24 protein-coding genes are annotated in these 21,181 nt (G+C 48.9%); all 24 read left to right on the forward strand.

The features are described from left to right. Positions 1-81 precede the first annotated feature (81 nt). The 24 genes from rplS (at position 82) to EAT1B_RS14900 (ending at position 21,170) form a co-directional block, all read left to right on the forward strand. Complete coding sequence (gene rplS, locus EAT1B_RS14785; protein ID WP_015881369.1) at positions 82-435, forward strand: 50S ribosomal protein L19; 354 nt, start codon at positions 82-84, stop codon at positions 433-435. Positions 436-517: 82 nt separating this feature from the next. Next, positions 518-1,060, forward strand: coding sequence for a signal peptidase I (lepB, locus tag EAT1B_RS14790; RefSeq protein ID WP_015881370.1), 543 nt, complete (start codon positions 518-520; stop codon positions 1,058-1,060). Positions 1,061-1,072: 12 nt separating this feature from the next. Further along, a complete protein-coding gene (gene ylqF, locus EAT1B_RS14795) occupies positions 1,073-1,933 on the forward strand; it encodes a ribosome biogenesis GTPase YlqF (RefSeq protein WP_015881371.1) in 861 nt (286 codons plus the stop codon). 41 nt (positions 1,934-1,974) lie between these two features. Beyond that, the gene (locus EAT1B_RS14800) at positions 1,975-2,727 is read left to right on the forward strand and encodes a ribonuclease HII (protein ID WP_015881372.1); all 753 of its coding nucleotides are present in this window, start codon (positions 1,975-1,977) and stop codon (positions 2,725-2,727) included. Positions 2,728-2,732: 5 nt separating this feature from the next. Then, the gene (locus EAT1B_RS14805; protein WP_237708248.1) at positions 2,733-3,587 is read left to right on the forward strand and encodes a hypothetical protein; all 855 of its coding nucleotides are present in this window, start codon (positions 2,733-2,735) and stop codon (positions 3,585-3,587) included. Continuing rightward, complete coding sequence (locus EAT1B_RS14810) at positions 3,584-3,844, forward strand: EscU/YscU/HrcU family type III secretion system export apparatus switch protein (RefSeq protein ID WP_015881374.1); 261 nt, start codon at positions 3,584-3,586, stop codon at positions 3,842-3,844. Before EAT1B_RS14805 ends, EAT1B_RS14810 begins: the two co-directional genes overlap by 4 nt. Before the next feature lie 120 nt (positions 3,845-3,964). Next, on the forward strand, positions 3,965-5,125 hold the full coding sequence (gene sucC / locus EAT1B_RS14815) for an ADP-forming succinate--CoA ligase subunit beta (RefSeq protein WP_015881375.1): 1,161 nt from the start codon (positions 3,965-3,967) through the stop codon (positions 5,123-5,125). A gap of 12 nt (positions 5,126-5,137) precedes the next feature. Then, a complete protein-coding gene (gene sucD / locus EAT1B_RS14820) occupies positions 5,138-6,055 on the forward strand; it encodes a succinate--CoA ligase subunit alpha (protein WP_015881376.1) in 918 nt (305 codons plus the stop codon). Positions 6,056-6,105: 50 nt separating this feature from the next. Beyond that, positions 6,106-6,900, forward strand: a complete 795-nt coding sequence (gene dprA / locus EAT1B_RS14825; protein ID WP_015881377.1) for a DNA-processing protein DprA — start codon at positions 6,106-6,108, stop codon at positions 6,898-6,900. Positions 6,901-6,965: 65 nt separating this feature from the next. Next, complete coding sequence (gene topA, locus EAT1B_RS14830; protein WP_015881378.1) at positions 6,966-9,062, forward strand: type I DNA topoisomerase; 2,097 nt, start codon at positions 6,966-6,968, stop codon at positions 9,060-9,062. Next, positions 9,062-10,372, forward strand: a complete 1,311-nt coding sequence (gene trmFO, locus EAT1B_RS14835) for an FADH(2)-oxidizing methylenetetrahydrofolate--tRNA-(uracil(54)-C(5))-methyltransferase TrmFO (protein ID WP_015881379.1) — start codon at positions 9,062-9,064, stop codon at positions 10,370-10,372. Before topA ends, trmFO begins: the two co-directional genes overlap by 1 nt. Positions 10,373-10,556: 184 nt before the next feature. Beyond that, positions 10,557-11,438 carry a tyrosine-type recombinase/integrase gene (locus EAT1B_RS14840; protein ID WP_015881380.1) on the forward strand — a complete coding sequence of 294 codons (882 nt, stop codon included), beginning with the start codon at positions 10,557-10,559 and terminating at the stop codon, positions 11,436-11,438. Positions 11,439-11,449: 11 nt separating this feature from the next. After that, a complete protein-coding gene (gene hslV / locus EAT1B_RS14845; RefSeq protein ID WP_015881381.1) occupies positions 11,450-11,998 on the forward strand; it encodes an ATP-dependent protease subunit HslV in 549 nt (182 codons plus the stop codon). Further along, positions 11,995-13,365, forward strand: coding sequence for an ATP-dependent protease ATPase subunit HslU (gene hslU / locus EAT1B_RS14850; protein WP_015881382.1), 1,371 nt, complete (start codon positions 11,995-11,997; stop codon positions 13,363-13,365). Before hslV ends, hslU begins: the two co-directional genes overlap by 4 nt. A 36-nt stretch (positions 13,366-13,401) precedes the next feature. Beyond that, the gene (gene codY, locus EAT1B_RS14855) at positions 13,402-14,181 is read left to right on the forward strand and encodes a GTP-sensing pleiotropic transcriptional regulator CodY (protein ID WP_015881383.1); all 780 of its coding nucleotides are present in this window, start codon (positions 13,402-13,404) and stop codon (positions 14,179-14,181) included. Between the two features lie 272 nt (positions 14,182-14,453). After that, a complete protein-coding gene (flgB, locus tag EAT1B_RS14860) occupies positions 14,454-14,822 on the forward strand; it encodes a flagellar basal body rod protein FlgB (protein WP_015881384.1) in 369 nt (122 codons plus the stop codon). A gap of 3 nt (positions 14,823-14,825) precedes the next feature. Beyond that, the gene (gene flgC, locus EAT1B_RS14865) at positions 14,826-15,254 is read left to right on the forward strand and encodes a flagellar basal body rod protein FlgC (protein ID WP_015881385.1); all 429 of its coding nucleotides are present in this window, start codon (positions 14,826-14,828) and stop codon (positions 15,252-15,254) included. Positions 15,255-15,267: 13 nt separating this feature from the next. Continuing rightward, positions 15,268-15,549: a flagellar hook-basal body complex protein FliE gene (gene fliE, locus EAT1B_RS14870; RefSeq protein ID WP_015881386.1), complete on the forward strand. Its 282-nt coding sequence runs from the start codon at positions 15,268-15,270 to the stop codon at positions 15,547-15,549. A gap of 22 nt (positions 15,550-15,571) precedes the next feature. Next, positions 15,572-17,143, forward strand: a complete 1,572-nt coding sequence (gene fliF, locus EAT1B_RS14875) for a flagellar basal-body MS-ring/collar protein FliF (RefSeq protein WP_015881387.1) — start codon at positions 15,572-15,574, stop codon at positions 17,141-17,143. A gap of 5 nt (positions 17,144-17,148) precedes the next feature. Then, positions 17,149-18,156: a flagellar motor switch protein FliG gene (fliG, locus tag EAT1B_RS14880; RefSeq protein WP_015881388.1), complete on the forward strand. Its 1,008-nt coding sequence runs from the start codon at positions 17,149-17,151 to the stop codon at positions 18,154-18,156. Continuing rightward, positions 18,140-18,865: a FliH/SctL family protein gene (locus tag EAT1B_RS14885; RefSeq protein ID WP_015881389.1), complete on the forward strand. Its 726-nt coding sequence runs from the start codon at positions 18,140-18,142 to the stop codon at positions 18,863-18,865. The genes fliG and EAT1B_RS14885 overlap by 17 nt, the downstream gene beginning before the upstream one ends. Then, positions 18,852-20,171 (forward strand): flagellar protein export ATPase FliI, encoded by a 1,320-nt coding sequence (fliI, locus tag EAT1B_RS14890; RefSeq protein ID WP_015881390.1) that lies wholly within the window; start codon positions 18,852-18,854, stop codon positions 20,169-20,171. The genes EAT1B_RS14885 and fliI overlap by 14 nt, the downstream gene beginning before the upstream one ends. Continuing rightward, on the forward strand, positions 20,168-20,602 hold the full coding sequence (locus EAT1B_RS14895; RefSeq protein ID WP_015881391.1) for a flagellar FliJ family protein: 435 nt from the start codon (positions 20,168-20,170) through the stop codon (positions 20,600-20,602). Before fliI ends, EAT1B_RS14895 begins: the two co-directional genes overlap by 4 nt. Before the next feature lies 1 nt (position 20,603). Continuing rightward, the gene (locus EAT1B_RS14900; protein ID WP_015881392.1) at positions 20,604-21,170 is read left to right on the forward strand and encodes a MotE family protein; all 567 of its coding nucleotides are present in this window, start codon (positions 20,604-20,606) and stop codon (positions 21,168-21,170) included. The last annotated feature ends 11 nt before the right edge of the window (positions 21,171-21,181 follow it).

Below are 21,181 nucleotides of genomic sequence, written 5' to 3' on the forward strand. Positions count from 1 at the left end.
ACCCATCGATTACCGATGTTCCGCTATTGGATGCTTGGGCATATGAAGATATGAACATTGAAGAAAAAGGAGATATGATTCATGAACACACAAAAACTGTTCCGTGAAATCACAGAAGAACAATTCAAATCGGACGTACCTGCTTTCCGTCCTGGTGACACTGTACGTGTCCACGTTAAAGTTGTAGAGGGAACGCGTGAGCGTATCCAGATCTTCGAAGGTGTTGTAATCAAGCGTAAAGGTGGCGGCATCAGCGAAACATTCACAGTCCGTAAGATTTCTTACGGTGTAGGTGTTGAGCGTGCATTCCCGCTTCACTCACCACGCGTTGCACAAATCGAAGTCGTACGCTACGGTAAAGTTCGCCGTGCGAAACTTTACTACCTCCGTAACCTTCGCGGTAAAGCAGCACGTATTAAAGAAATCCGTCGTTAAGATGGGAATTAAGCTTGTCGCTTGCGACAAGCTTCTTTTTTTCTAGTACAATAAGTTCAAATGGATAGAGGAGTGAGTGAAGTTGAAAGAAGTGTTTAGTTGGCTAAAAGCCATCGTCGTCGCTCTCGTCATCGCGTTCGTCATCCGGACGTTCATCTTCGTTCCTGTCATCGTTGAAGGAGAGTCGATGATGCCGACACTCCACAATGCGGATCGAATGATCGTCAGTAAAATTTCGAACTATGTTGGGGAGCTAGACCGAGGCGATATCGTCGTATTCCATGCGACAGAATCAAAAGATTATATTAAACGTGTCATCGCCATCCCAGGCGACACGCTCGAATATCGAGATGATGTACTTTATATTAACGGTGAAGCGGTCGAAGAGCCGTATTTAGACGAGTTTCGTGCCCAGATGAACGGGTTCCCGTTGACGGAGAACTTCACACTCGAACAAGTGACGGGTGAGTCGGTCGTTCCAGAGGAATCGTATTTCGTCATGGGAGACAATCGTCAAAACTCGAAAGACAGCCGTGAGATCGGATTTGTGTCGAAAGAGGAGATTGTCGGCAAGACGAACTTCATCTTCTGGCCACTCGATGATGTTGGCACGGTAGAAGATTAAGGTGGTGCTTTTTTGGCAATTCAATGGTTTCCTGGCCACATGGCCAAAGCAAGAAGACAAGTAACTGAAAAATTAAAGCTGATCGATGTCGTCATCGAACTCGTGGATGCCCGCGTGCCTCAATCGAGTCGTAACCCGATGGTCGATGAGATTACAGCAGGAAAACCTCGTCTCATCGTCTTGAACAAAGCAGACATGGCCGATCCCGTCGTGACGGATGCGTGGTTACGCGCCTTGAAACGCGAAGAGGTCGAGGTTGTCGCAGTCGACGCGAAGCATAGCAAAGGCTTAAAACAGCTCATCACGGGTGCTCAGAAGTTGATGAAAGAAAAGCATGACCGGATGCGTGAGAAGGGGCGTAACCCCGGACCGATCCGTGCGCTCATCATCGGAATCCCGAACGTCGGGAAGTCGACGCTCATCAACCGTCTCGCTGGACGAAACATTGCTATCACGGGCGACCGTCCTGGTGTGACGAAGCGTCAACAGTGGATCAAGATGAAAGGCGGCGAGATGGAACTGTTGGACACGCCGGGGATTCTCTGGCCGAAGTTCGAGGATCAACTTGTCGGATATCGTCTAGCCGCGACCGGCGCCATCAAAGACGAGATTCTCAACTTGGATGATATCGCCTTGTATACGGTTCGCGAGTTGCATGCTCGTTATCCGGAACAATTAAAGGAACGATTTAAACTTGAAACGTTACCCGAGGACGGCGTGGAGCTCCTTGAGTTGATCGGGAAAAAGCGTGGTCTCATCAGTGGTGGTTACGTCGATTTCGAAAAGGCGAGCGAACTACTTTTAAATGAACTACGACATGAAAAAATCGGACGGATCTCCCTTGAGACACCGGCTGATCACGAAATGGCGTAAAGCCCTGTGCACACAGGGCTTTTTTGAATAGGAGGAAGACCGTGACGATTCAACAGATTAAACAACAACTTCAACAAATCCGATATGAAGAGTGGAACCAATTGAAGTCGACGTTGTCACAAGACCCACGTGCGGGCGTTCAGACATTGATTCGACAAAAAGAGCGTCAATTCGAACGGGAACAAGCGTTACGTGAGGATTTCGAACGACGGATGATCTATGAGCGTGAGTGGAAGCATAAAGGGTATACGCGGGTCGTCGGCGTGGACGAGGTCGGACGGGGGCCGCTTGCGGGACCGGTCGTGGCAGCAGCGGTCTTGTTGCCGGATGGGTTCTACCTCCCGGGATTGAATGATTCGAAAAAAATGACCAAATCGGCGAGGGATGCGGCATACGCACACATCATCGAGGTCGCAGAGGTCGGTGTCGGGATTGTCGAGCCCGCGATAATCGATGAGATTAACATCTATGAGGCGACGAAGCTTGCGATGACAGAGGCGATTCATCAAGTCGGAGAAGTGGACGCCCTATTGATTGACGCCATGAAACTCGAGCTCGACATTCCCCAACAGTCTTTGATTAAAGGGGACACCCTCAGTGTGTCAATAGCCGCTGCAAGTGTCGTCGCTAAGGTGGTGAGGGACCGGATGATGGAAGAATATGATTTGACGTATCCTGGATACGGATTTGCGAAAAACGCAGGGTATGGGACAGAAACTCATTTAGAAGGGTTGAGACGCCTTGGGGTGACTCCGATCCATCGCCGTACATTCGCCCCCATCAAGTATATGTGAAAGGAGTGGTCGCGTTGCGGATCGATCATCAAGGGGTGATGCCGTTCAAAGTGACGGAACAGACGTCACGCCCGCTACTACTAGGGAACACAGTCGTCGGCAAGGTGTTACAGCTCTTACCTGGCAACGAGGCGGTCATGCAACTGCCACAAGGGATCTTCCGGGTCGGTGTCAATGCGAACGTGAAAGAGAACGTCACGTATAAGCTGGTCGTCACGGACGTCGAGCCGAAGCTCGTCTTGAAAGTCGTCACGCAAGCGACGGAATCGCTCATGGCTGCCAAGTCGCCTCTTCAAGCGTTAGGAGAACAGCTCGGACGCTTGATGCGAGAACCGATGCTGACGCCAGAATCCGTGAAGGCGGCCGGGAAAAACGCATTAGAAAGCGGCGCGGGTCAGGATGTAAAGGCGCTCGTCGGGGAGCTATTCAAAGCGAAAGGTGAACCGAAGTTCGAGCAGTTCGTGCGCGCACAGGAAGCGTTCAACGCGAGCCAAAGCCCGCCGTTCGTCGCTCAAGCATTTCACATACCGCAATTGGGTCCGTTTGAAAACGTCCAACTTCGCCTAGAGGCACCGAAACGAGAGACGATGGACTCGGATCATGCGCGGATCGTCTTGTTTCTTGAGACGCCGCGATTCGGTGAGACGGGAATCGATGTGTTGATTCAAAAGCGTTACGTGTCCGTACGGGTATTCAATGAGCAACACGATTTGACTCCATACGTCCGTACATACGAACCACTTTTGAAAGAAGGCCTAAAAAAGGTGTCGTTCGAACTGTCTTCATTTTCGTATGAGGCGAAGCGTGAACATGTTCCGGCTACGTTCGCGCCACTCGGAAAGGTGGACCTCCAAATATGAAAGACCAGAAGAAAGCGATGGCGCTCTCCTATGAGCAGTCGATGGATGCGCCGCACGTCGTAGCAAAGGGAACGGGCATCGTCGCCGAGCGGATGCTTGAGATTGCTTTAGCGAACGGAGTTCCTGTTCATGAAGACCCAGCGCTCCTCTCGTTATTGTCGGCGTTGAACATCGAAGAGCAAATCCCGGAGGACGTTTATCAGGTCATTGCCGAACTTTTTGTGTTTCTTTATCAGATGGAACAGGATAAAATTTGATTTGTCTAGGGATATATGTGAAAAAAAGATGAAAACTTAAAGCAAGAACGATAGACAGCGCTTTCAGTTTTTCGTTACAATAGACGTGCCGATATTAAAGGGGACTAAGGGGGAAAACATATGAATATCCATGAGTATCAGGCGAAAGAATTGTTAAGAGAGTTTGGGGTAGCCGTTCCGACGGGTTATCCGGCCTTTACTGTTGAAGAAGCTGTGGCAGCTGCTGCGAAGCTTGACGGTGAAGTGAAGGTAGTAAAAGCTCAAATCCACGCAGGTGGCCGCGGTAAAGCGGGTGGCGTTAAACTTGCGAAGACAGATGAAGAAGTGAAGCAATATGCTTCAGAGATTCTCGGGAAAACGCTCGTGACACACCAAACAGGTCCGGAAGGAAAAGTTGTCCAGCGTCTCTATATCGAAGAAGGTTCTGCGATTGACCAAGAATTTTACTTAGGGCTCGTGCTTGACCGTTCGATCGGCCGAATTGTCATCATGGGTTCATCTGAAGGTGGAATGGACATCGAAGAAGTCGCTGAACATACACCAGAGAAGATTCATAAAGAGATCGTCGACCCGGTCGTGGGCTTACGTCCATTCCAGGCGCGTCGTCTCGCATTCAAAATGGAAGTCCCGACGAAACTCGTCAACGAGTTCAGTGACATGGTCATGAAGTTGTACAAAGTGTACGTCGAGACAGATTGCACAATCGCGGAAATCAACCCGCTCGTCACGACGAAAGACGGCAACGTCATCGCGCTCGATGCGAAGTTGAACTTCGATAGCAACGCGCTCTATCGTCACTCGGACATCCTTGCGCTTCGTGATACGACGGAAGAAGACCCACGTGAAGTGGAAGCGTCGAAACACGACCTCAGCTACATCGCACTCGACGGAAACATAGGTTGTCTCGTCAACGGTGCCGGTCTTGCGATGGCTACGATGGATATCATCAAGCATTACGGCGCTGAACCCGCTAACTTCCTCGACGTAGGTGGCGGTGCGACGAAAGAAAAAGTAACAGAAGCATTCAAGTTGATCTTGTCTGATGACCAGGTCAAAGGAATCTTCGTTAACATTTTCGGTGGAATCATGAAGTGTGACATCATCGCAGAGGGGATTGTCGCTGCGACGAAAGAAATCGGACTCGACTTACCACTCGTCGTTCGCTTAGAAGGAACGAACGTTGATGCCGGGAAGCGCATTCTCGATGAATCTGGACTTGCGATCACGACGGCCAACTCGATGGCTGACGGTGCAGAAAAAATCGCAGCACTTGTTCGATAAGGGGGAAACGACATGAGTATTTGGGCGGATAAAGATACGAAAGTAATCATTCAAGGGATTACAGGGAAGCAAGGTCTGTTCCACGGTGAACAGATGCTCGCATATAACACGAAATTAGTCGGTGGTGTCACACCTGGTAAAGGTGGCACGACGGTCCTCGACAACGTTCCAGTCTTCAACACCGTTTCTGAAGCGGTCGAAGCGACTGGTGCCAATGCATCGATCATCTATGTTCCACCTGCTTTCGCAGCGGATTCGATCATGGAAGCGGCTGATAGCGGCATCGAGCTCATCATCTGTATCACAGAAGGAATCCCAGTTGTAGACATGATTCAAGTGAAACGTTATCTCGAGGACAAACCGGCTCGTTTAATCGGACCAAACTGTCCTGGTATCATCACACCAGGAGAAGCAAAACTTGGCATCATGCCTGGCTATATTCATACGAAAGGGCACGTCGGAATCGTATCACGTTCTGGGACGCTCACGTATGAGGCGGTTCATCAGTTGACGACAGCAGGTATCGGTCAGTCGACGGCTGTCGGAATCGGGGGAGACCCGGTCAACGGAACAAACTTCATCGATACGCTCAAAGCGTTCAACGAAGATGAGGACACGAAAGCGGTCATCATGATCGGGGAAATCGGTGGAACGGCTGAAGAAGAGGCAGCTGAATGGGTAAAAGCCAACATGACGAAACCGGTCATCGGTTTCATCGGCGGGCAGACGGCTCCTGAAGGCAAGCGTATGGGACATGCGGGCGCAATCATCTCAGGTGGTAAAGGGACGGCTGCTGAGAAGATCAAGACATTGAACGCGAATGGGATCGAAGTCGCTGAAACACCGGCGGTCATCGGTGAAACATTGATTCGTGTCTTGAAACAGCAAGGATTATACGAAGCGTGTGTCACGGGGCAACCGACGACATAAGAATCTTGAGGGATGCTTGCATCCCTCATTTTTTTAAAGGAGAGTTTGTGATGAATCAAACAATAGCTCGGTTTGCTGCAGCGCGAATGCCAGTTGAGTTTGTGCATCATTATTTGAACGGAACACTCGGGGCACATCGCACACAATTTTCTGAACATGTCTGGAGACGGGCCGAACGAGCCTTCCAAGCATCGGAATCGTATAAACATTTCGTCACATGGGAAGAGGACTTGTTCCCGAAACGGTTACTCGACATCCCTAACCCACCATATTGCTTGTTTTATCATGGAGATTTAGAGGTACTACAAGAAAGAACGACTGCGATGGTCGGAAGTCGTGAGTTGAATCGTATCAGTCAATCGCTCGTGAATCACTATCACTCTTTAATAGAAGAAACTGTATCTGTTTCAGGTGGCGCCCTCGGAATCGATGGACTCGTCCACGCCCATGCCCTCCGCACGCATCGCCCGACCGTGGCGGTACTCGGAGCTGGACTGGACCGGCTCTATCCGGCGGCGAACCGAGACATGCTTTTGCAGATTCCGCAAGAGGGAGTCTTGCTAAGTGAATATGTACCAAACACGCCGATTCAAAAATTTCAATTTTTGGAAAGAAATCGTTTGGTCAGTGGTCTTGGCGATGCGTTGGTCGTTATACAGGCGAGACGAAAGAGCGGGACGATGAATACGGTCGGACATGCACTAGAGCAAGGAAAAACGGTATTTGCGGTACCTGGTTCGCCCCTTGATCCACTCGCAGAAGGTCCGAACCGATTGATTGAAGAAGGTGCGATTCCATTGACGAATTCCGATCAAATTATTCGAGATCTCAAGATTGTACGTTGACAAACCGGTGAGAACATGAATATTATGGTAGGGATTTAAATGACCTCTAAAAGGGGAGCAGATGTATGGCAAAATATCTGGTGATCGTCGAATCACCTGCGAAAGCAAAAACAATTAAACGTTATTTAGGTCCGAATTATATGGTCAAGGCTTCGATGGGGCACGTGATTGACTTGCCTAAAAGTCAACTCGGGGTAGACGTCGAACACGACTTTGAACCGAAGTATATTACCATCCGTGGTAAAGGGCCGGTATTGAAAGAATTGAAGACAGCAGCGAAAAAAGCGACAAAAATCTTTCTCGCGGCCGACCCCGATAGAGAAGGGGAAGCGATTGCTTGGCATTTAGCACGCGCACTCGGTGTCGATGAAACGACTGAATGTCGTGTCGTCTTTAACGAAATCACGAAAGATGCGATTAAAGAATCGTTTAAACACCCACGTAAGATCAATCACGATCTTGTCGACGCACAACAAGCCCGACGCATTTTAGATCGTCTTGTCGGATACGGGATGAGCCCATTATTATGGAAGAAAGTCAAAAAAGGATTGTCTGCAGGGCGAGTTCAATCGGTAGCCGTGAAGATGATTATCGACCGTGAACGTGAAATTAACGCGTTCGACCCGGAAGAGTACTGGACGATTAAACTTGATTTAAATCATGATGGGGAAACGTTCGAGACTTCATTTTACGGAAAAGATGGGAAGAAGATGGAATTGAAGTCTGAAGAAGATGCGCAATCTGTCCTCGATACCATCGATGATACGTTTAAAGTCATTGATGTGACGAGGAAAGAACGGAAGCGGAACGCTTCGCTACCGTTCACGACCAGTTCATTACAGCAGGATGCTGCCCGTAAATTGAATTTCCGTGCGAAGAAGACCATGATGCTCGCGCAGCAATTATATGAAGGAATCGATCTCGGCAAAAAAGAAGGTACAGTCGGTCTGATTACGTATATGCGTACCGACTCGACACGTATCTCTGATTTGGCGAAGACGGAGGCGAAGGAATATATCGAATCGACATTCGGTGAAGAGTATGTCGCCTTACAGAAACAAAAAGAAAAGAAATCAGCGAATACCCAAGACGCGCACGAAGCGATTCGTCCGACTTCGGCACTCCGCGACCCAGCTTCCTTGAAGCCTTATCTGTCACGTGACCAGTTGCGGCTGTATAAATTGATTTGGGAACGATTGATTGCGAGCCAAATGGCACCAGCCGTGCTCGATACGGTCAAAATCGACGTCGAATCGAACGGGATGATTTTCCGTGCGAACGGGTCGACGGTCAAATTCCCTGGTTTCATGAAAGTGTACATCGAGTCGAAAGACGATGATATCGAGGACACGAACCAAGAGAAGGAAGGATTATTGCCTCCTCTCGAAGTGGATGACACCGTGACATTTGAAACGATTGAACCGAAACAACACTTCACACAACCGCCACCTCGTTATACAGAGGCGCGACTCGTTCGAGCGATGGAAGAACTCGGGATTGGGCGTCCGTCGACGTACGCGCCGACACTCGACACGATCCAACGACGCGGTTATGTCGTTCTCGAAGAGAAGAAGTTTTTACCGACTGAACTTGGAGAACTCGTCATCGAGATGATTGATGAGTATTTCAACGACTTCATCACGGTCCAGTTCACAGCCGACATGGAGACCCTTCTTGATTCGATTGAGCATAAGGAAGTCGAGTGGACGGAAGTCGTCGCGCCGATTTACCGATCGTTCGAGAAACGATTGAAGCGTGCCGAAGAAGAAATCGAGAAAATCGAAGTGAAGGATGAACCAGCCGGAATCGACTGTGAAGTCTGTGGTTCACCGATGGTCATCAAAATGGGACGGTACGGCAAATTCATGGCGTGCTCGAACTTCCCGAACTGTACGAACACGAAACCGGTACAAGTCGAAATCGGTGTTCCGTGTCCGAACTGTAAGGATGGACAAATCGTGGAACGTCGCAGTAAAAAAGGTCGTCTCTTCTATGGTTGCTCGAACTATCCGGAATGTGAATTCGTCTCATGGGATAAACCGGTTGCGAAACCGTGTCCTGTATGCGACAGTTTGATGGTCGAGAAGAAAATTAAAGACGGCGTGAAATATCAATGTACGAACTGTACCCACACCGAGGTACATCAGCAAGAGGAGGATTAATGTTGCAACAACGTGTAACTGTAATTGGGGCCGGATTGGCCGGCTCCGAAGCGGCTTGGCAACTCGCTAAGCGCGGTATTCAAGTAGATTTATATGAAATGAGACCAGTTCGTCAAACGCCGGCGCACCACACGGATCAATTTGCGGAGCTCGTCTGTTCGAACTCGCTTCGTGCGAACGGTCTTCAAAATGCCGTAGGTGTCTTGAAAGAAGAGATGCGTACGCTTGACTCGCTCATCTTAAAAGCGGCGGACACGGCAAGTGTCCCGGCTGGCGGTGCCCTTGCCGTCGATCGTCATGAGTTTGCCGGATTCATCACCGAGAAGCTAAAGAACCACGAGAATGTCACCGTGCACAATGAAGAGCTCAAGGAGATTCCTGAAGGCATCGTCATCGTGGCGACCGGTCCGTTGACCTCTCCTGACCTCTCTGCCTCGCTCAAGGCGTTCACGGGAGAAGATTATCTCTACTTCTATGACGCGGCAGCTCCGATTCTAGATGGCGATACGATTGATCGGGACAAAGTCTATTTGAAGTCGCGTTACGACAAAGGTGAAGCCGCTTACTTGAACTGTCCGATGACAGAAGAAGAGTTTGACGTGTTTTACGAAGAGTTGATCAAGGCAGAAGTCGTTCCGCTCAAAGAGTTTGAAAAAGAGATTTACTTTGAAGGATGTATGCCGTTTGAAGTCATGGCCGAGCGTGGGAAGAAGACGCTTCTGTTCGGACCGATGAAGCCGGTCGGTTTAGAAGATCCGAAGACAGGAAAACGTCCATATGCCGTCGTTCAGCTTCGTCAAGACAACTCGGCAGGCACACTTTATAACTTGGTCGGCTTCCAAACACACTTGAAGTGGGGCGAACAGAAGCGCATCATCCGTCTCATCCCGGGGCTTGAGAACGCGGACATCGTTCGTTACGGTGTCATGCACCGTAACACGTTCATCAACTCACCGAGCTTACTCAAGCCGACATATCAAGCGCGTACACGTGACACGCTCTTCTTCGCCGGTCAGATGACGGGGGTAGAAGGATATGTGGAGTCGGCAGCGTCTGGACTTCTAGCCGGGATCAATGCGGCGAAGATGATCGCAGGTGAAGAACTTGTCGTTCTCCCACGTGAGACGATGCTTGGTTCGATGGCGCATTACATCACGACAGCTGACGGGAAGCACTTCCAACCGATGAACGCAAACTTCGGATTGGTACCGTCACTAGAAGATGCTCCGAAAAAGATGAAGAAGCAAGAACGGTATGAGCGTTACGCGAACCGTGCGTTAGAAACGATCCAACAGTATAAAGACCTTTGAACAGGAGAGCCATTTTTTGGCTCTTTTGTTTTGAATTAAAATTTCAATTGTGTATTTTGTTTCATACTTTGAAAATTTTCAGATTATTGAACGGCTATCTATTGTCACCTTACATTCTGTATGCTATGCTAATTTCGATTTGACGAGAACATGCGTTTTTAAGAGTCATCGAGGAGGCGATAAAATGGGATTTTTAGAGGATCGACAATCCTTTTTACGCTACTGCCAAATTGAACGTCGACTGTCTCCTCATACGAAACGCTCCTACGAGCAAACGCTCGACCAGTACGCCGCATATTGCCAATCGACGCATCAAGATCCCTACGATGCTCAGACGGCGCGGCGTTATTTATATGTCCTTTATGAGAAACAATTGGCCGCGTCCACGGTGTCCCAAAAAGTATCTTGTTTCAAGCAATTCGGGAAGTTTATGGCAAGAGAACAAGGTGGAGAACCGTTGTTTCACGACCTGACCTCACCGAAAAAGAAACAGTCCTTGCCGACCTTTGCCGTCCCGACAGAAGTCGAGCAATTGTTAGAGGCTGCCTCGAGGCAAGACGACCCGTTTTTACAGGCGAGGGACGTCGCCATCATAGAAGTACTCTATGGGACGGGGATCCGCGTCGCCGAACTGTGTGGGATGAACCTTTCTTCATTCGATGAGGTCTTGTCCTTCGTCCATGTGATGGGAAAAGGGAAGAAAGAACGGTATGTCCCAATCGGGCAATATGCCGTACAAGCTTTGCAGCGTTATATCGAATTACGTAAAGGTGTCGGGCTCCCGACAGAAACCGCATTATTTTTGAGTCAAAAAGGGAATCGGATGACAACAGACCAAATCCGCTATGTCATGAAGCGTTTGAGAAAAGACAGTGGGGTACATAAACCACTTACCCCGCACTCGTTGCGACACAGCTTTGCGACGGACTTGTTAGAGCGGGGAGCGGACTTGCGTGCCGTCCAAGAGTTACTCGGGCATGAGTCCTTGTCGACGACCGGACGGTACACCCATGTATCGACCGAACGACTTCGGTCGATTTATCAAGCGACACATCCAAGAAAGTAGGAGGTTACGATATGTTTCATGCAACAACGATTTTTGCAGTTCGACACAATGGCCAATGTGCGATGAGTGGAGATGGCCAAGTCACATTCGGGAATGCCGTCATCATGAAAAACAAGGCGAAGAAAGTCAGACGCCTTTATGGCGGGAAAGTCGTTGCCGGTTTTGCAGGTAGCGTAGCCGATGCTTTCACATTGTTTGAAAAGTTTGAATCGAAACTTGAAATGTATAACGGTAACTTGCCACGAGCAGCGGTAGAACTTGCGAAAGAATGGCGTGGAGATAAGATGTTGCGCCAACTCGAGGCACTGTTGATTGTGATGGATGCGGAGCATCTGTTACTCGTCTCCGGAAATGGAGAAGTGATTGAGCCGGACGATGGGATTCTTGCGATCGGGTCTGGTGGGAACTATGCCTTGGCGGCAGGTCGCGCACTCGTGCGCCACTCCGCTGAAAAGTCTGCAGAGGAAATCGCGCGTGCCGCTCTCGAAATCGCCGGTGAGCTTTGCGTGTATACAAATGATCAAGTCATTGTAGAAACGATTGGAGGCGCTGCTGAATGAAACGAGAGTTGACACCAAGACAAATCGTATCAGAGTTAGACCGTTTCGTAATCGGACAAAAAGATGCCAAGCGAGCCGTAGCGATTGCTTTACGAAATCGCTATCGTCGTCAAAAGTTGAGTGCGGACCTTCGCGATGAAGTCACACCAAAAAATATTTTGATGATTGGACCGACCGGGGTCGGAAAGACCGAAATCGCTCGACGGTTAGCCAAGCTTGTCGGTGCACCGTTCGTGAAAGTAGAAGCGACAAAATTTACGGAAGTCGGTTACGTCGGTCGTGACGTCGAGTCGATGGTGCGTGACCTCGTCGAGGCATCGGTTCGTCTTGTCAAAGAAGAGAAAAAAGAAGATGTGAAGGAGCCAGCGGAGCGTGCGGCGACGGAACGCCTTTTAGATGCGTTGCAAGGAAAAGCAAAAGCGACACCTACTGCATCGAATCCGTTCGAAGCATTGTTCGGTGGGCAGACCCAGCAGCCTGAATCCACGACGGACACTTCTAATAATGATCGGGTCCAACTCCGTCGGTTGCTCGAACTCGGTGAGCTCGAAGACCGCGTCATCGAGGTGGAATTAGAAGAAAAGCAGACGATGGATTTGTTCCAAGGTCAAGGGATGGAAGGGTTGTCGAATCTTCAGGACATGCTCGGCCAAATTGTTCCGAAGAAGCGAAAACAACGTAAGCTGACGGTTCGTGAAGCCAGACCGCTACTCATTGCGGAAGAGGCAGAGAACCTGCTCGATTTAAATGAAGTCCATGATGAAGCCGTACGACGCAGTGAACAGATGGGAATCATCTTCGTGGATGAAATCGATAAGATTGCCACCAAATCGCAAGATCACGCTGGAGTATCCCGTGAAGGGGTGCAACGTGACATCCTTCCGATTGTAGAAGGGTCTACGGTCGTCACGAAGTATGGACCGGTCAAAACGGATCACGTTCTCTTCATCGCGGCCGGTGCGTTCCATATGGCCAAACCGTCTGACTTGATCCCGGAGCTACAAGGACGCTTCCCAATCCGTGTTGAATTGAACAGTTTGACGGAAGAAGATTTCGTCAAGATTTTGACGGAACCGTCACAGGCGCTCATCAAACAGTATACGGCCTTGTTAGAATCTGAAGAAATCACGGTCCGTTTCACACATGAGGCCATTGAAGAAATCGCGAAAATTGCGACACATGTCAATCGGGAGACCGATGACATCGGTGCACGTCGTCTCTATACTATAATGGAGCGCGTCTTAGAAGATTTATCATTTGAAGCGGCGGATATGCCACAAACAACCGTGGAAATCACACCCGCATACGTACAAGCAAAAGTCGGTTCAATCGCCGATGACCGTGATCTGAGCCAATATATTTTATAAGATTCTGTATGCACATACAGGGAGGAAATAGAGATTATGAACTTACTAGAAAAAACTCGCCAGTTAAACACGATGCTTCAACAAGAGGCAAGTGCGCACGTTGACTTTAAAGAAATGGCGGACAAAATGCGTGAAGTCCTTGAGTCCAACACATTTATCGTGAGCCGTCGCGGACGACTTCTCGGTTTTGCAATCAAACAACAGATTGAGAATGACCGGATGAAAGCATTCTTAGTCGACCGACAGTTCCCAGAGCCGTATGCTTCGAACTTGTTCAATGTGAAAGAAACGACAGCGAACATCGACATCGATAGTGAATATACAGCGTTCCCAGTCGAGAACCACGACCTATTCCTTAACTCGAAGACGACGATTGTCCCAATCATCGGTGGAGGAGAACGTTTAGGTACGCTCGTCCTTGGTCGATTGGCGAATGAATTCACAGAAGACGACCTCGTTCTCGCAGAATACTCAGCGACAGTAGTTGGAATGGAAATCCTTCGCGAGAAGGCTGCAGAGGCAGAAACGTCGGCACGTAAGAAAGCGGTCGTCCAGATGGCGATTAACTCGTTATCATACTCGGAGCTTGAGGCAATCGAACATATCTTTGAAGAGCTTGGTGGAAACGAAGGACTGCTAGTTGCTTCCAAAATTGCCGATAGAGTGGGAATCACGCGTTCGGTCATCGTCAATGCACTTCGAAAATTGGAAAGTGCAGGGGTTATTGAATCACGTTCTTTAGGAATGAAAGGAACGTATATCAAGATATTAAATGATAACTTCTTGTTTGAATTACAAAAACTGAAATCAAACTGAAATACAACTTTCGATGTGTGATTTCCATTGAAAACACTTTTAAAAGGGACTTTATTCCTAAAAAACCGCTTTCCTCAACGAGGGAGCGGTTTTTTTTAGTACAAAAGTAATTTTTTTCACCTTTTGACGTTAATTCGACAAAAAGATGTTAACCCATTTACCTATGTTTTAAAAAATATCTTTCAGAACTGTTACAGATTTGTTTCAATGAAATAGTAGATTTTCCAAATCAGGTATATTCAGTAGTCATTATATGAAAGCGAGTGAACGCCGTGAATTGGATTGGTAGTGACTATCAATTACTCAAGCAAGCCGTCAATCATGCAGTCCTCAATCAGAAGGTCATTAGTCATAATCTTTCGAACATTGATACGCCGAACTTTAAGGCCAAACAGGCCGTGTTTGAACAGACGCTTCAGAGCGAGATGCGACTCAAGCTACAAGGTGGACGTCCGAGTGACTCGACCCAGTCGAAAGTCATCGATCGAGCCGGTGGTGCCATGAGAAGTGACGGCAACAATGTCGACTTGGATTATGAGATGAGTGAACTGGCGCGAAACCAACTCCAGTACGAGGCGATGATGGAGCAATTGAATCGTAGGCTCGGAGGATTAAAATCTGTTATTCGAGGAGGTCGTTAATCGATGGGGATGTTTGATAGTTTTCATATTTCAGCATCAGCGTTGACGTCACAACGTCTGCGGATGGATACCGTGTCGGCGAACATCGCCAACGCCCAGACGACTCGTGGGAAACTCGTGGACGGAGAGTGGCAACCGTACACGCGGAAGATGACCGTGTTACAGGAAGCGCCATTCCGGAAGCGACTAGACGCCGTCAACGGGGGCGTGCAAGTGTCTCAAATCATCGAAGACGATGCCCCTTATAAATTGGTCTACAACCCGAATCATCCCGATGCGGACGAGCGAGGGTACGTCCAGATGCCGAACGTCGATCTTTTGAAAGAAATGGTCGACCTGATGGGTGCGACTCGTTCATATGAAGCGAACATCGCAGCGATGAATGCATCGAAGGCGATGCTCGTCAAAGCGATGGAGATTGGAAAAGGATAAGGAGTGATGAAGGATGCAAATTAACCCGATTCAATTGATGAGCCCAGAAGTCACGCCATCAATGAGTAAAACGAACCCATCTCAGTTTGGGTCATATTTGAATGAAGCGATGAACGCATTGAATGAGACACAACAAGCGACAAGCCAGGCCCGTAAAGATTTAGCCGTCGGGAAGGCTGACCTTCATCAAGTGATGATTCAAAGCGAAGAGTCGTCGATTGCGATGCAACTTGCCATCGAGGTGAGGAACAAGGCTGTTGAGGCCTATCAAGAAATGATGCGAATGCAAGTTTAATTGTAGAGGATGACACGTTGCGATGAATGAACAATTAAAAGAACGATTCAAATCCATGACCGATGCTCTCAAGGCGATGCCAGCGAAGCGTAAACTCGTATGGGGCATCTCGATCGCGGTCATATTAATCGCGGCCCTCGTGCTCACATTCTTCCTTTCACGACCGAACATGGCGCCTCTCTATACAAACTTGTCTGCTCAAGAAGCAGGTGAAGTGACGGAGAAGTTGACAGCGGACGGCGTGCAGTCGGAAATCAAGGCGACTTCGAACGGTGTGAGCGTCTATGTGCCGACTGAAATGGTCGATCAGTTGAAAGTGAGTCTGGCTGCTGCCGGAATTCCAAAATCCGGTTCAATTGACTACAGTTTCTTCAGTGAAAATGCAGGGTTCGGAACGACAGACCGTGAGATGGCTGTCATCGAACGCAGTGCGATGCAGACGGAGCTCGAGCGACTCATCACACAAATCGAAGGAATCAATCAAGCGAAAGTCATCATCTCACTTCCTGAGAAATCTGTCTTCTTGGCAGAGGATCAAGGTGAGCCGACCGCATCCATCGTTTTGAACATCGGCGCGGGGACGAACTTAGAACCAAACACAGTAAAAGGCCTCTATCATTTGATTAGTAAGAGTGTCCCGAACTTGAAACCGGAAAACATCTCAATCATGGACCAATACTTCACGTATTATGATCTCGACCAGACCGTTGTTGCTGGAGGTTCTTCATCGGATCCATTGGCGCTCAAGCGACAAGTCGAAAAAGATGTCCGTCAACAAATTCAGCAGATGCTCTCGGTCCTACTCGGTGAACGGAGCGTACTCGTTTCCGTCACAGCCGACATCGACACGACACAGACGGCTGAAGAACAGAATCTTGTCACACCCGTCGATGAAGAGAACATGGAAGGGATTGTGACATCTGCCGAGCGAATCGCTGAAGCGTACACTGGCGGAACAGGAACGGCGACAGAAGCGACGGGAACTGGTGAGAACGACACAATCAACTTCCCAGCGGCGACTGGCGAGGGTACAGAAGAAAGCGAAAAGAATCATGAAATTATTAATTACGAGGTCAATCGCATCACGAAACAGATTCAAAACGCACCGTACACGATTCGTGACCTCGGGGTACAACTCATCGTTGAACCACCAGATGGCGCGACAAGCATCGATCCACAGCTAGAGGGCGACCTCGAGACGATGATGTATTCCATCATTCGGACGTCGTTAGCGAAGACGGACGAGGCCATCACGGATGCTGAACTTGAACAGAAAGTTGTCGTCGTGTCGAGACCGTTCGCTGAAGTGGAAGAAGTCGCGGCAACAGAGCAACCGACACCTTGGTGGATGTATGCGGCAGCAGCAGGCGCAGTCGTACTCCTTGCGTTGATCTTCTTCGCGATGCGTAGACGCAAGCAAGAAGTTGTGGAAGAGACGAACGAATGGGAAGTTCCATATGAAGATGAAGTACCAGACCTAGACCTCGAAGAACGAGGCGAAGGTGCAGTGAAGAAGAAACAGTTAGAAAAATTAGCTGAAAGTAATCCAGAAGAGTTTGCTAAACTGCTTCGTACTTGGATGTCTGAGGAGTGAGTAACGTGAACTATGCAAAACAATCAAATCGCGAAAAAGCAGCGATGCTCATGATTTCCCTGGGACCTGAAGTGGCAGCGAACGTCTATAAACATCTTTCAGAAGAAGAGATGGAACAATTGACGCTTCAAATCTCAGCGTTAAAAAAGGTGTCACCGGAAGAAAAAGAAAGTATTCTCGGTGAGTTCCACGAACTGGCCATGGCACAAAGCTATATCACTCAAGGTGGGATCGGATTTGCGAAAACTGTTCTTGAGAAAGCGGTAGGAGAAGACAAGGCGATGGCATTGATTCATCGTCTGACGTCTACCTTACAGGTCAGACCGTTCGAGTTTGCACGAAAAGCAGACCCGAAACAGTTGTTGAACTTTATCCAAAACGAGCATCCTCAGACGATCGCGTTGATTTTAGCCCATTTAGAGCCGGTCAAGTCAGGACAAATCCTGTCAGAACTTCCACCGGAGATTCAATCGGAAGTCGCAAAACGGATTGCGACGATGGACCGTCTTAATCCAGACGTCATTCATGAGGTGGAACAAATCCTTGAAAAGAACCTGTCGCAGACGGATATGCAAGATTATGCCCAGTCTGGCGGAATCGAAGCAGTCGTCGAAGTCTTGAATGGTGTAGACCGGACGACGGAACGTACCATCCTCGATGCGCTCGAAATCGAAGATCCGGAACTCGCAGAAGAAATCAAGAAGCGGATGTTCGTCTTCGAAGATATCGTCACGCTCGATTCTCGTGCGATTCAACGAATCATTCGCGAAGTGGCGAACGACGATTTGTTGCTCGCGCTCAAGGTTTCTTCAGAGGAAGTCAAACAAATCATCTTCAAGAACATGTCCCAACGTATGGTCGATACGTTCAAAGAAGATATGGAATTCATGGGGCCGGTACGGTTGCGTGACGTCGAAGAGGCACAGAGCCGAATCGTCGGAATCATTCGTCGCCTAGAGGACGTCGGTGAGATTGTAATCAGTCGAGGTGGAGGAGATGACATCGTTGTCTAATGTAATTAAACGCCAACGTGCAACATCGAATACCCCGCAACGAATCGAATCGAAGCGATTAGAGACACCCGTAATAGAACCGAATGACGGAATCAATCATGGGGATGCCATCCAATCACGCTATGAGAAGTTGAAGCAGGACGAAGAAGCGTTTCAACAGTTTCAACAGACTGAAGTCGAACAGTTGGAGCGGTTGAAGCAACAAGTGTTTGAAGAAGCGCGTTCAGAAGGATACCAAGAAGGACTCCTTCAAGGTAGGCAGGATGGATTGGCTGAATTTGAAGAGATCACGACACGTTTGAATTCCGTTTCGACCGAACTCGAACTCTTATTCGAAGAAAAGTGGAGGCGAGCGGAAGAACAACTCATTGAATTGGCCGTTACAGTCAGTGCACACGTGACGACAGATCTTGTCCGAAAAGATGAAGAGCTATTTGCGACCATGATTCGTGATCAGATGTCACATATGATCGATGCCGAAGCACTTACAATCTTTGTTCATCCGACACGTCTTGCCTCCATTCAGCGATTCGAATCGATGTGGCGGACAGAAGAGACACCTCCTCTGAAATATCGAGGGGACGGATCATTGGATGAGACAGCAGTTCGAATCGAGTCGCCACATCGTGGCAATGAAGTCGATTTGACATATAGTTTCGAACGGATCCAAGCCAAAATCGAGGAGGTTCTAGCGGATGGCGCTTATTGAGCAGGTTCTCGGCTCAATCAAACAGTCTACAGACGGCGAGTTCACGCGAAAAATCGGTCGAGTTTGTCGAGTCATCGGCTTGATGATTGAGTCGAACGGACCGAGTGCGTTTGTCGGAGAGCGCTGTTTGATTGTCCTTCCTTCGAATGAAACAGTCGAAGCTGAGGTCGTCGGATTCAACGAAGAGCGCGTTCTTCTCATGCCATACGGTGAAACCACACAAATCGCGCCTGGCTGTCTCGTGAAAGGGACTGGCAAGATGCTTCAAGTTCCTGTAGGGGAAGAGTTGATTGGTCAAGTGCTCGATGGTTTAGGTCGTCCCCTGTCAGGTGAACGACTTGTGACCGGTAAGCGTTATGACGTTCAACGTAAACCCCCTAACCCGTTGAATCGACCAAGGATTTTGGATGCACTGTCGACCGGTGTCCGGATGATCGATGGGCTGTTGACTGTAGGTAAAGGGCAACGGGTCGGTTTGTTTGCCGGCTCCGGTGTCGGGAAGTCGACCTTGCTCGGAATGATCGCCAAACGTTCTTCAGCAGACATTAACGTCATCGCCTTGATTGGAGAACGGGGCAGGGAAGTGAAGGAGTTCATCGAAAAGGAGCTCGGACCAGAAGGAATGGCTCGTTCCGTCGTGATTGTAGCGACAAGCGACCAACCCCCGCTCGTCCGGTTGAAGGGAGCCTATACGGCAACCGCGATTGCCGAGTATTTCAGGGACCAAGGGAAAGAAGTGGTCTTGATGATGGACTCGGTGACACGATTTGCGATGGCGCAGCGTGAGATCGGTCTCGCAACGGGCGAACCTCCGACATCGAAAGGATACACCCCGTCCGTATTCGCCATGTTGCCTCAACTATTAGAGCGAAGCGGAACAGCAGCAACCGGGTCGATCACTGCGTTCTATACGGTCCTCGTCGACGGAGATGATATGAATGAACCGATTGCCGATGCGGTGCGTGGGATTTTAGACGGACATTTCGTCATGGACCGTGCGCTCGCAAACCGCGGGCAGTTTCCCGCCATTCATGTACTGAAATCGATCAGTCGAGTCATGAATCAAATTGCTTCTCCGGAACATAAAGAGGCGGCCCAAACGTTCCGCAGCTGGCTCGCGACCTATATCGATGCGGAAGATTTAATCAATATCGGAGCGTATAAAAAAGGCACCAATCCTGCGATTGATACTGCCGTGGATAAATATCCATACTTGTTGACGTTTTTAAAACAATCGATTGAAGAAGATGCTGCTTTCGAACAGACGATGACCCACTTGTCACATATCGCACGAGGTGAATCATGAACAGACTCATATTAGAACGAATCATGCCGATTGCAGAACATGAAAAAGAAGATGCTGCGTTAGAAGTCAGAGGATTTAAGGCAAGGCTCGAAACAGAGATGGAGAAGCTATATGACCTTCTTCTCATGTATGAGTCGCTCATCAAACACCAAGATGAACAATCTGGAAACATCGACCTTCTCATGTCGCAATATCGAGAAAAGACGCGGGAGCAAGTGAAACGTCAAATCGAAACGCAACAGCTCGTCGTACAACAGGCCTGCAATCGCTATCATGCATCACAGGAACGATTGCTCGGTAAAGTGGTGGAAGAAAAGAAATACGTGACGCTACATGAAAAGGTCAGCATGCAAGAGATGACGGTAGCTAAACTCACAGAGCAACAAATGATGGATGAACTTGCTGTGATTCATCATGGGAAAGGGAAGTAGCATGGCAAAAGAGAACAATAAACGAGGCAAGCAAATGATCGTGGCGTTAGTCCTCATTCCAGCAATCTTCATCCTAGTCGGTGGGATCGTCGTCATGAACTATGCGATGGACCGTCCGCTCTTGTCCGTTCCCTTCTTACAGGTAAGTGACGACGAGAAAGCGGAAGCACCGAAAAAAACGGAGACGCAAGTGAATGTGACGGGCATCGATTCGGACGCAGCGAACCGACTTAAAGCGGCGAACAGTGAGATTGAAAAACTTCGCAACGAAAATGTGGAATTGACGAACGAAGTCAAAGCTAGACAAGAAGAAATCACCGATTTGATTCGTGAACGAGATCGACTCGTCTCTGAATTAGAGGCAGCGTCAAAAGAAGAGGAATCCTCATCTGACGTCGCTAGCGTCTATGAAGAGATGTCAGCCAAACAGGCGGCAGCCATTATGGGCGAACTCGAAAGCCCTCAAGTGGCCGAACTGTTAAAAGAACTATCACCTAAGCAACAGGCAGACATTTTAGGACGGATGAATGCACAACAGGCTGCGGTTGTGACGCAGCTTCTCCAATGAACACGAAAAGG

This window comes from Exiguobacterium sp. AT1b (assembly GCF_000023045.1).
Classification (GTDB): Bacteria; Bacillota; Bacilli; order Exiguobacteriales; family Exiguobacteriaceae; genus Exiguobacterium.

What these genes read in the sequence shown, in the direction of transcription:
- flgC (WP_015881385.1), top strand. Translation starts at nt 14,826, where the DNA reads ATGGGGATGTTTGATAGTTTTCATATTTCAGCATCAGCGTTGACGTCA.
- rplS (WP_015881369.1), top strand. Translation starts at nt 82, where the DNA reads ATGAACACACAAAAACTGTTCCGTGAAATCACAGAAGAACAATTCAAA.
- EAT1B_RS14810 (WP_015881374.1), top strand. Translation starts at nt 3,584, where the DNA reads ATGAAAGACCAGAAGAAAGCGATGGCGCTCTCCTATGAGCAGTCGATG.
- EAT1B_RS14900 (WP_015881392.1), top strand. Translation starts at nt 20,604, where the DNA reads ATGGCAAAAGAGAACAATAAACGAGGCAAGCAAATGATCGTGGCGTTA.
- fliF (WP_015881387.1), top strand. Translation starts at nt 15,572, where the DNA reads ATGAATGAACAATTAAAAGAACGATTCAAATCCATGACCGATGCTCTC.
- fliE (WP_015881386.1), top strand. Translation starts at nt 15,268, where the DNA reads ATGCAAATTAACCCGATTCAATTGATGAGCCCAGAAGTCACGCCATCA.
- trmFO (WP_015881379.1), top strand. Translation starts at nt 9,062, where the DNA reads ATGTTGCAACAACGTGTAACTGTAATTGGGGCCGGATTGGCCGGCTCC.
- hslV (WP_015881381.1), top strand. Translation starts at nt 11,450, where the DNA reads ATGTTTCATGCAACAACGATTTTTGCAGTTCGACACAATGGCCAATGT.
- sucD (WP_015881376.1), top strand. Translation starts at nt 5,138, where the DNA reads ATGAGTATTTGGGCGGATAAAGATACGAAAGTAATCATTCAAGGGATT.
- EAT1B_RS14885 (WP_015881389.1), top strand. Translation starts at nt 18,140, where the DNA reads ATGACATCGTTGTCTAATGTAATTAAACGCCAACGTGCAACATCGAAT.
- sucC (WP_015881375.1), top strand. Translation starts at nt 3,965, where the DNA reads ATGAATATCCATGAGTATCAGGCGAAAGAATTGTTAAGAGAGTTTGGG.
- EAT1B_RS14895 (WP_015881391.1), top strand. Translation starts at nt 20,168, where the DNA reads ATGAACAGACTCATATTAGAACGAATCATGCCGATTGCAGAACATGAA.
- dprA (WP_015881377.1), top strand. Translation starts at nt 6,106, where the DNA reads ATGAATCAAACAATAGCTCGGTTTGCTGCAGCGCGAATGCCAGTTGAG.
- fliI (WP_015881390.1), top strand. Translation starts at nt 18,852, where the DNA reads ATGGCGCTTATTGAGCAGGTTCTCGGCTCAATCAAACAGTCTACAGAC.
- topA (WP_015881378.1), top strand. Translation starts at nt 6,966, where the DNA reads ATGGCAAAATATCTGGTGATCGTCGAATCACCTGCGAAAGCAAAAACA.
- hslU (WP_015881382.1), top strand. Translation starts at nt 11,995, where the DNA reads ATGAAACGAGAGTTGACACCAAGACAAATCGTATCAGAGTTAGACCGT.
- codY (WP_015881383.1), top strand. Translation starts at nt 13,402, where the DNA reads ATGAACTTACTAGAAAAAACTCGCCAGTTAAACACGATGCTTCAACAA.
- EAT1B_RS14840 (WP_015881380.1), top strand. Translation starts at nt 10,557, where the DNA reads ATGGGATTTTTAGAGGATCGACAATCCTTTTTACGCTACTGCCAAATT.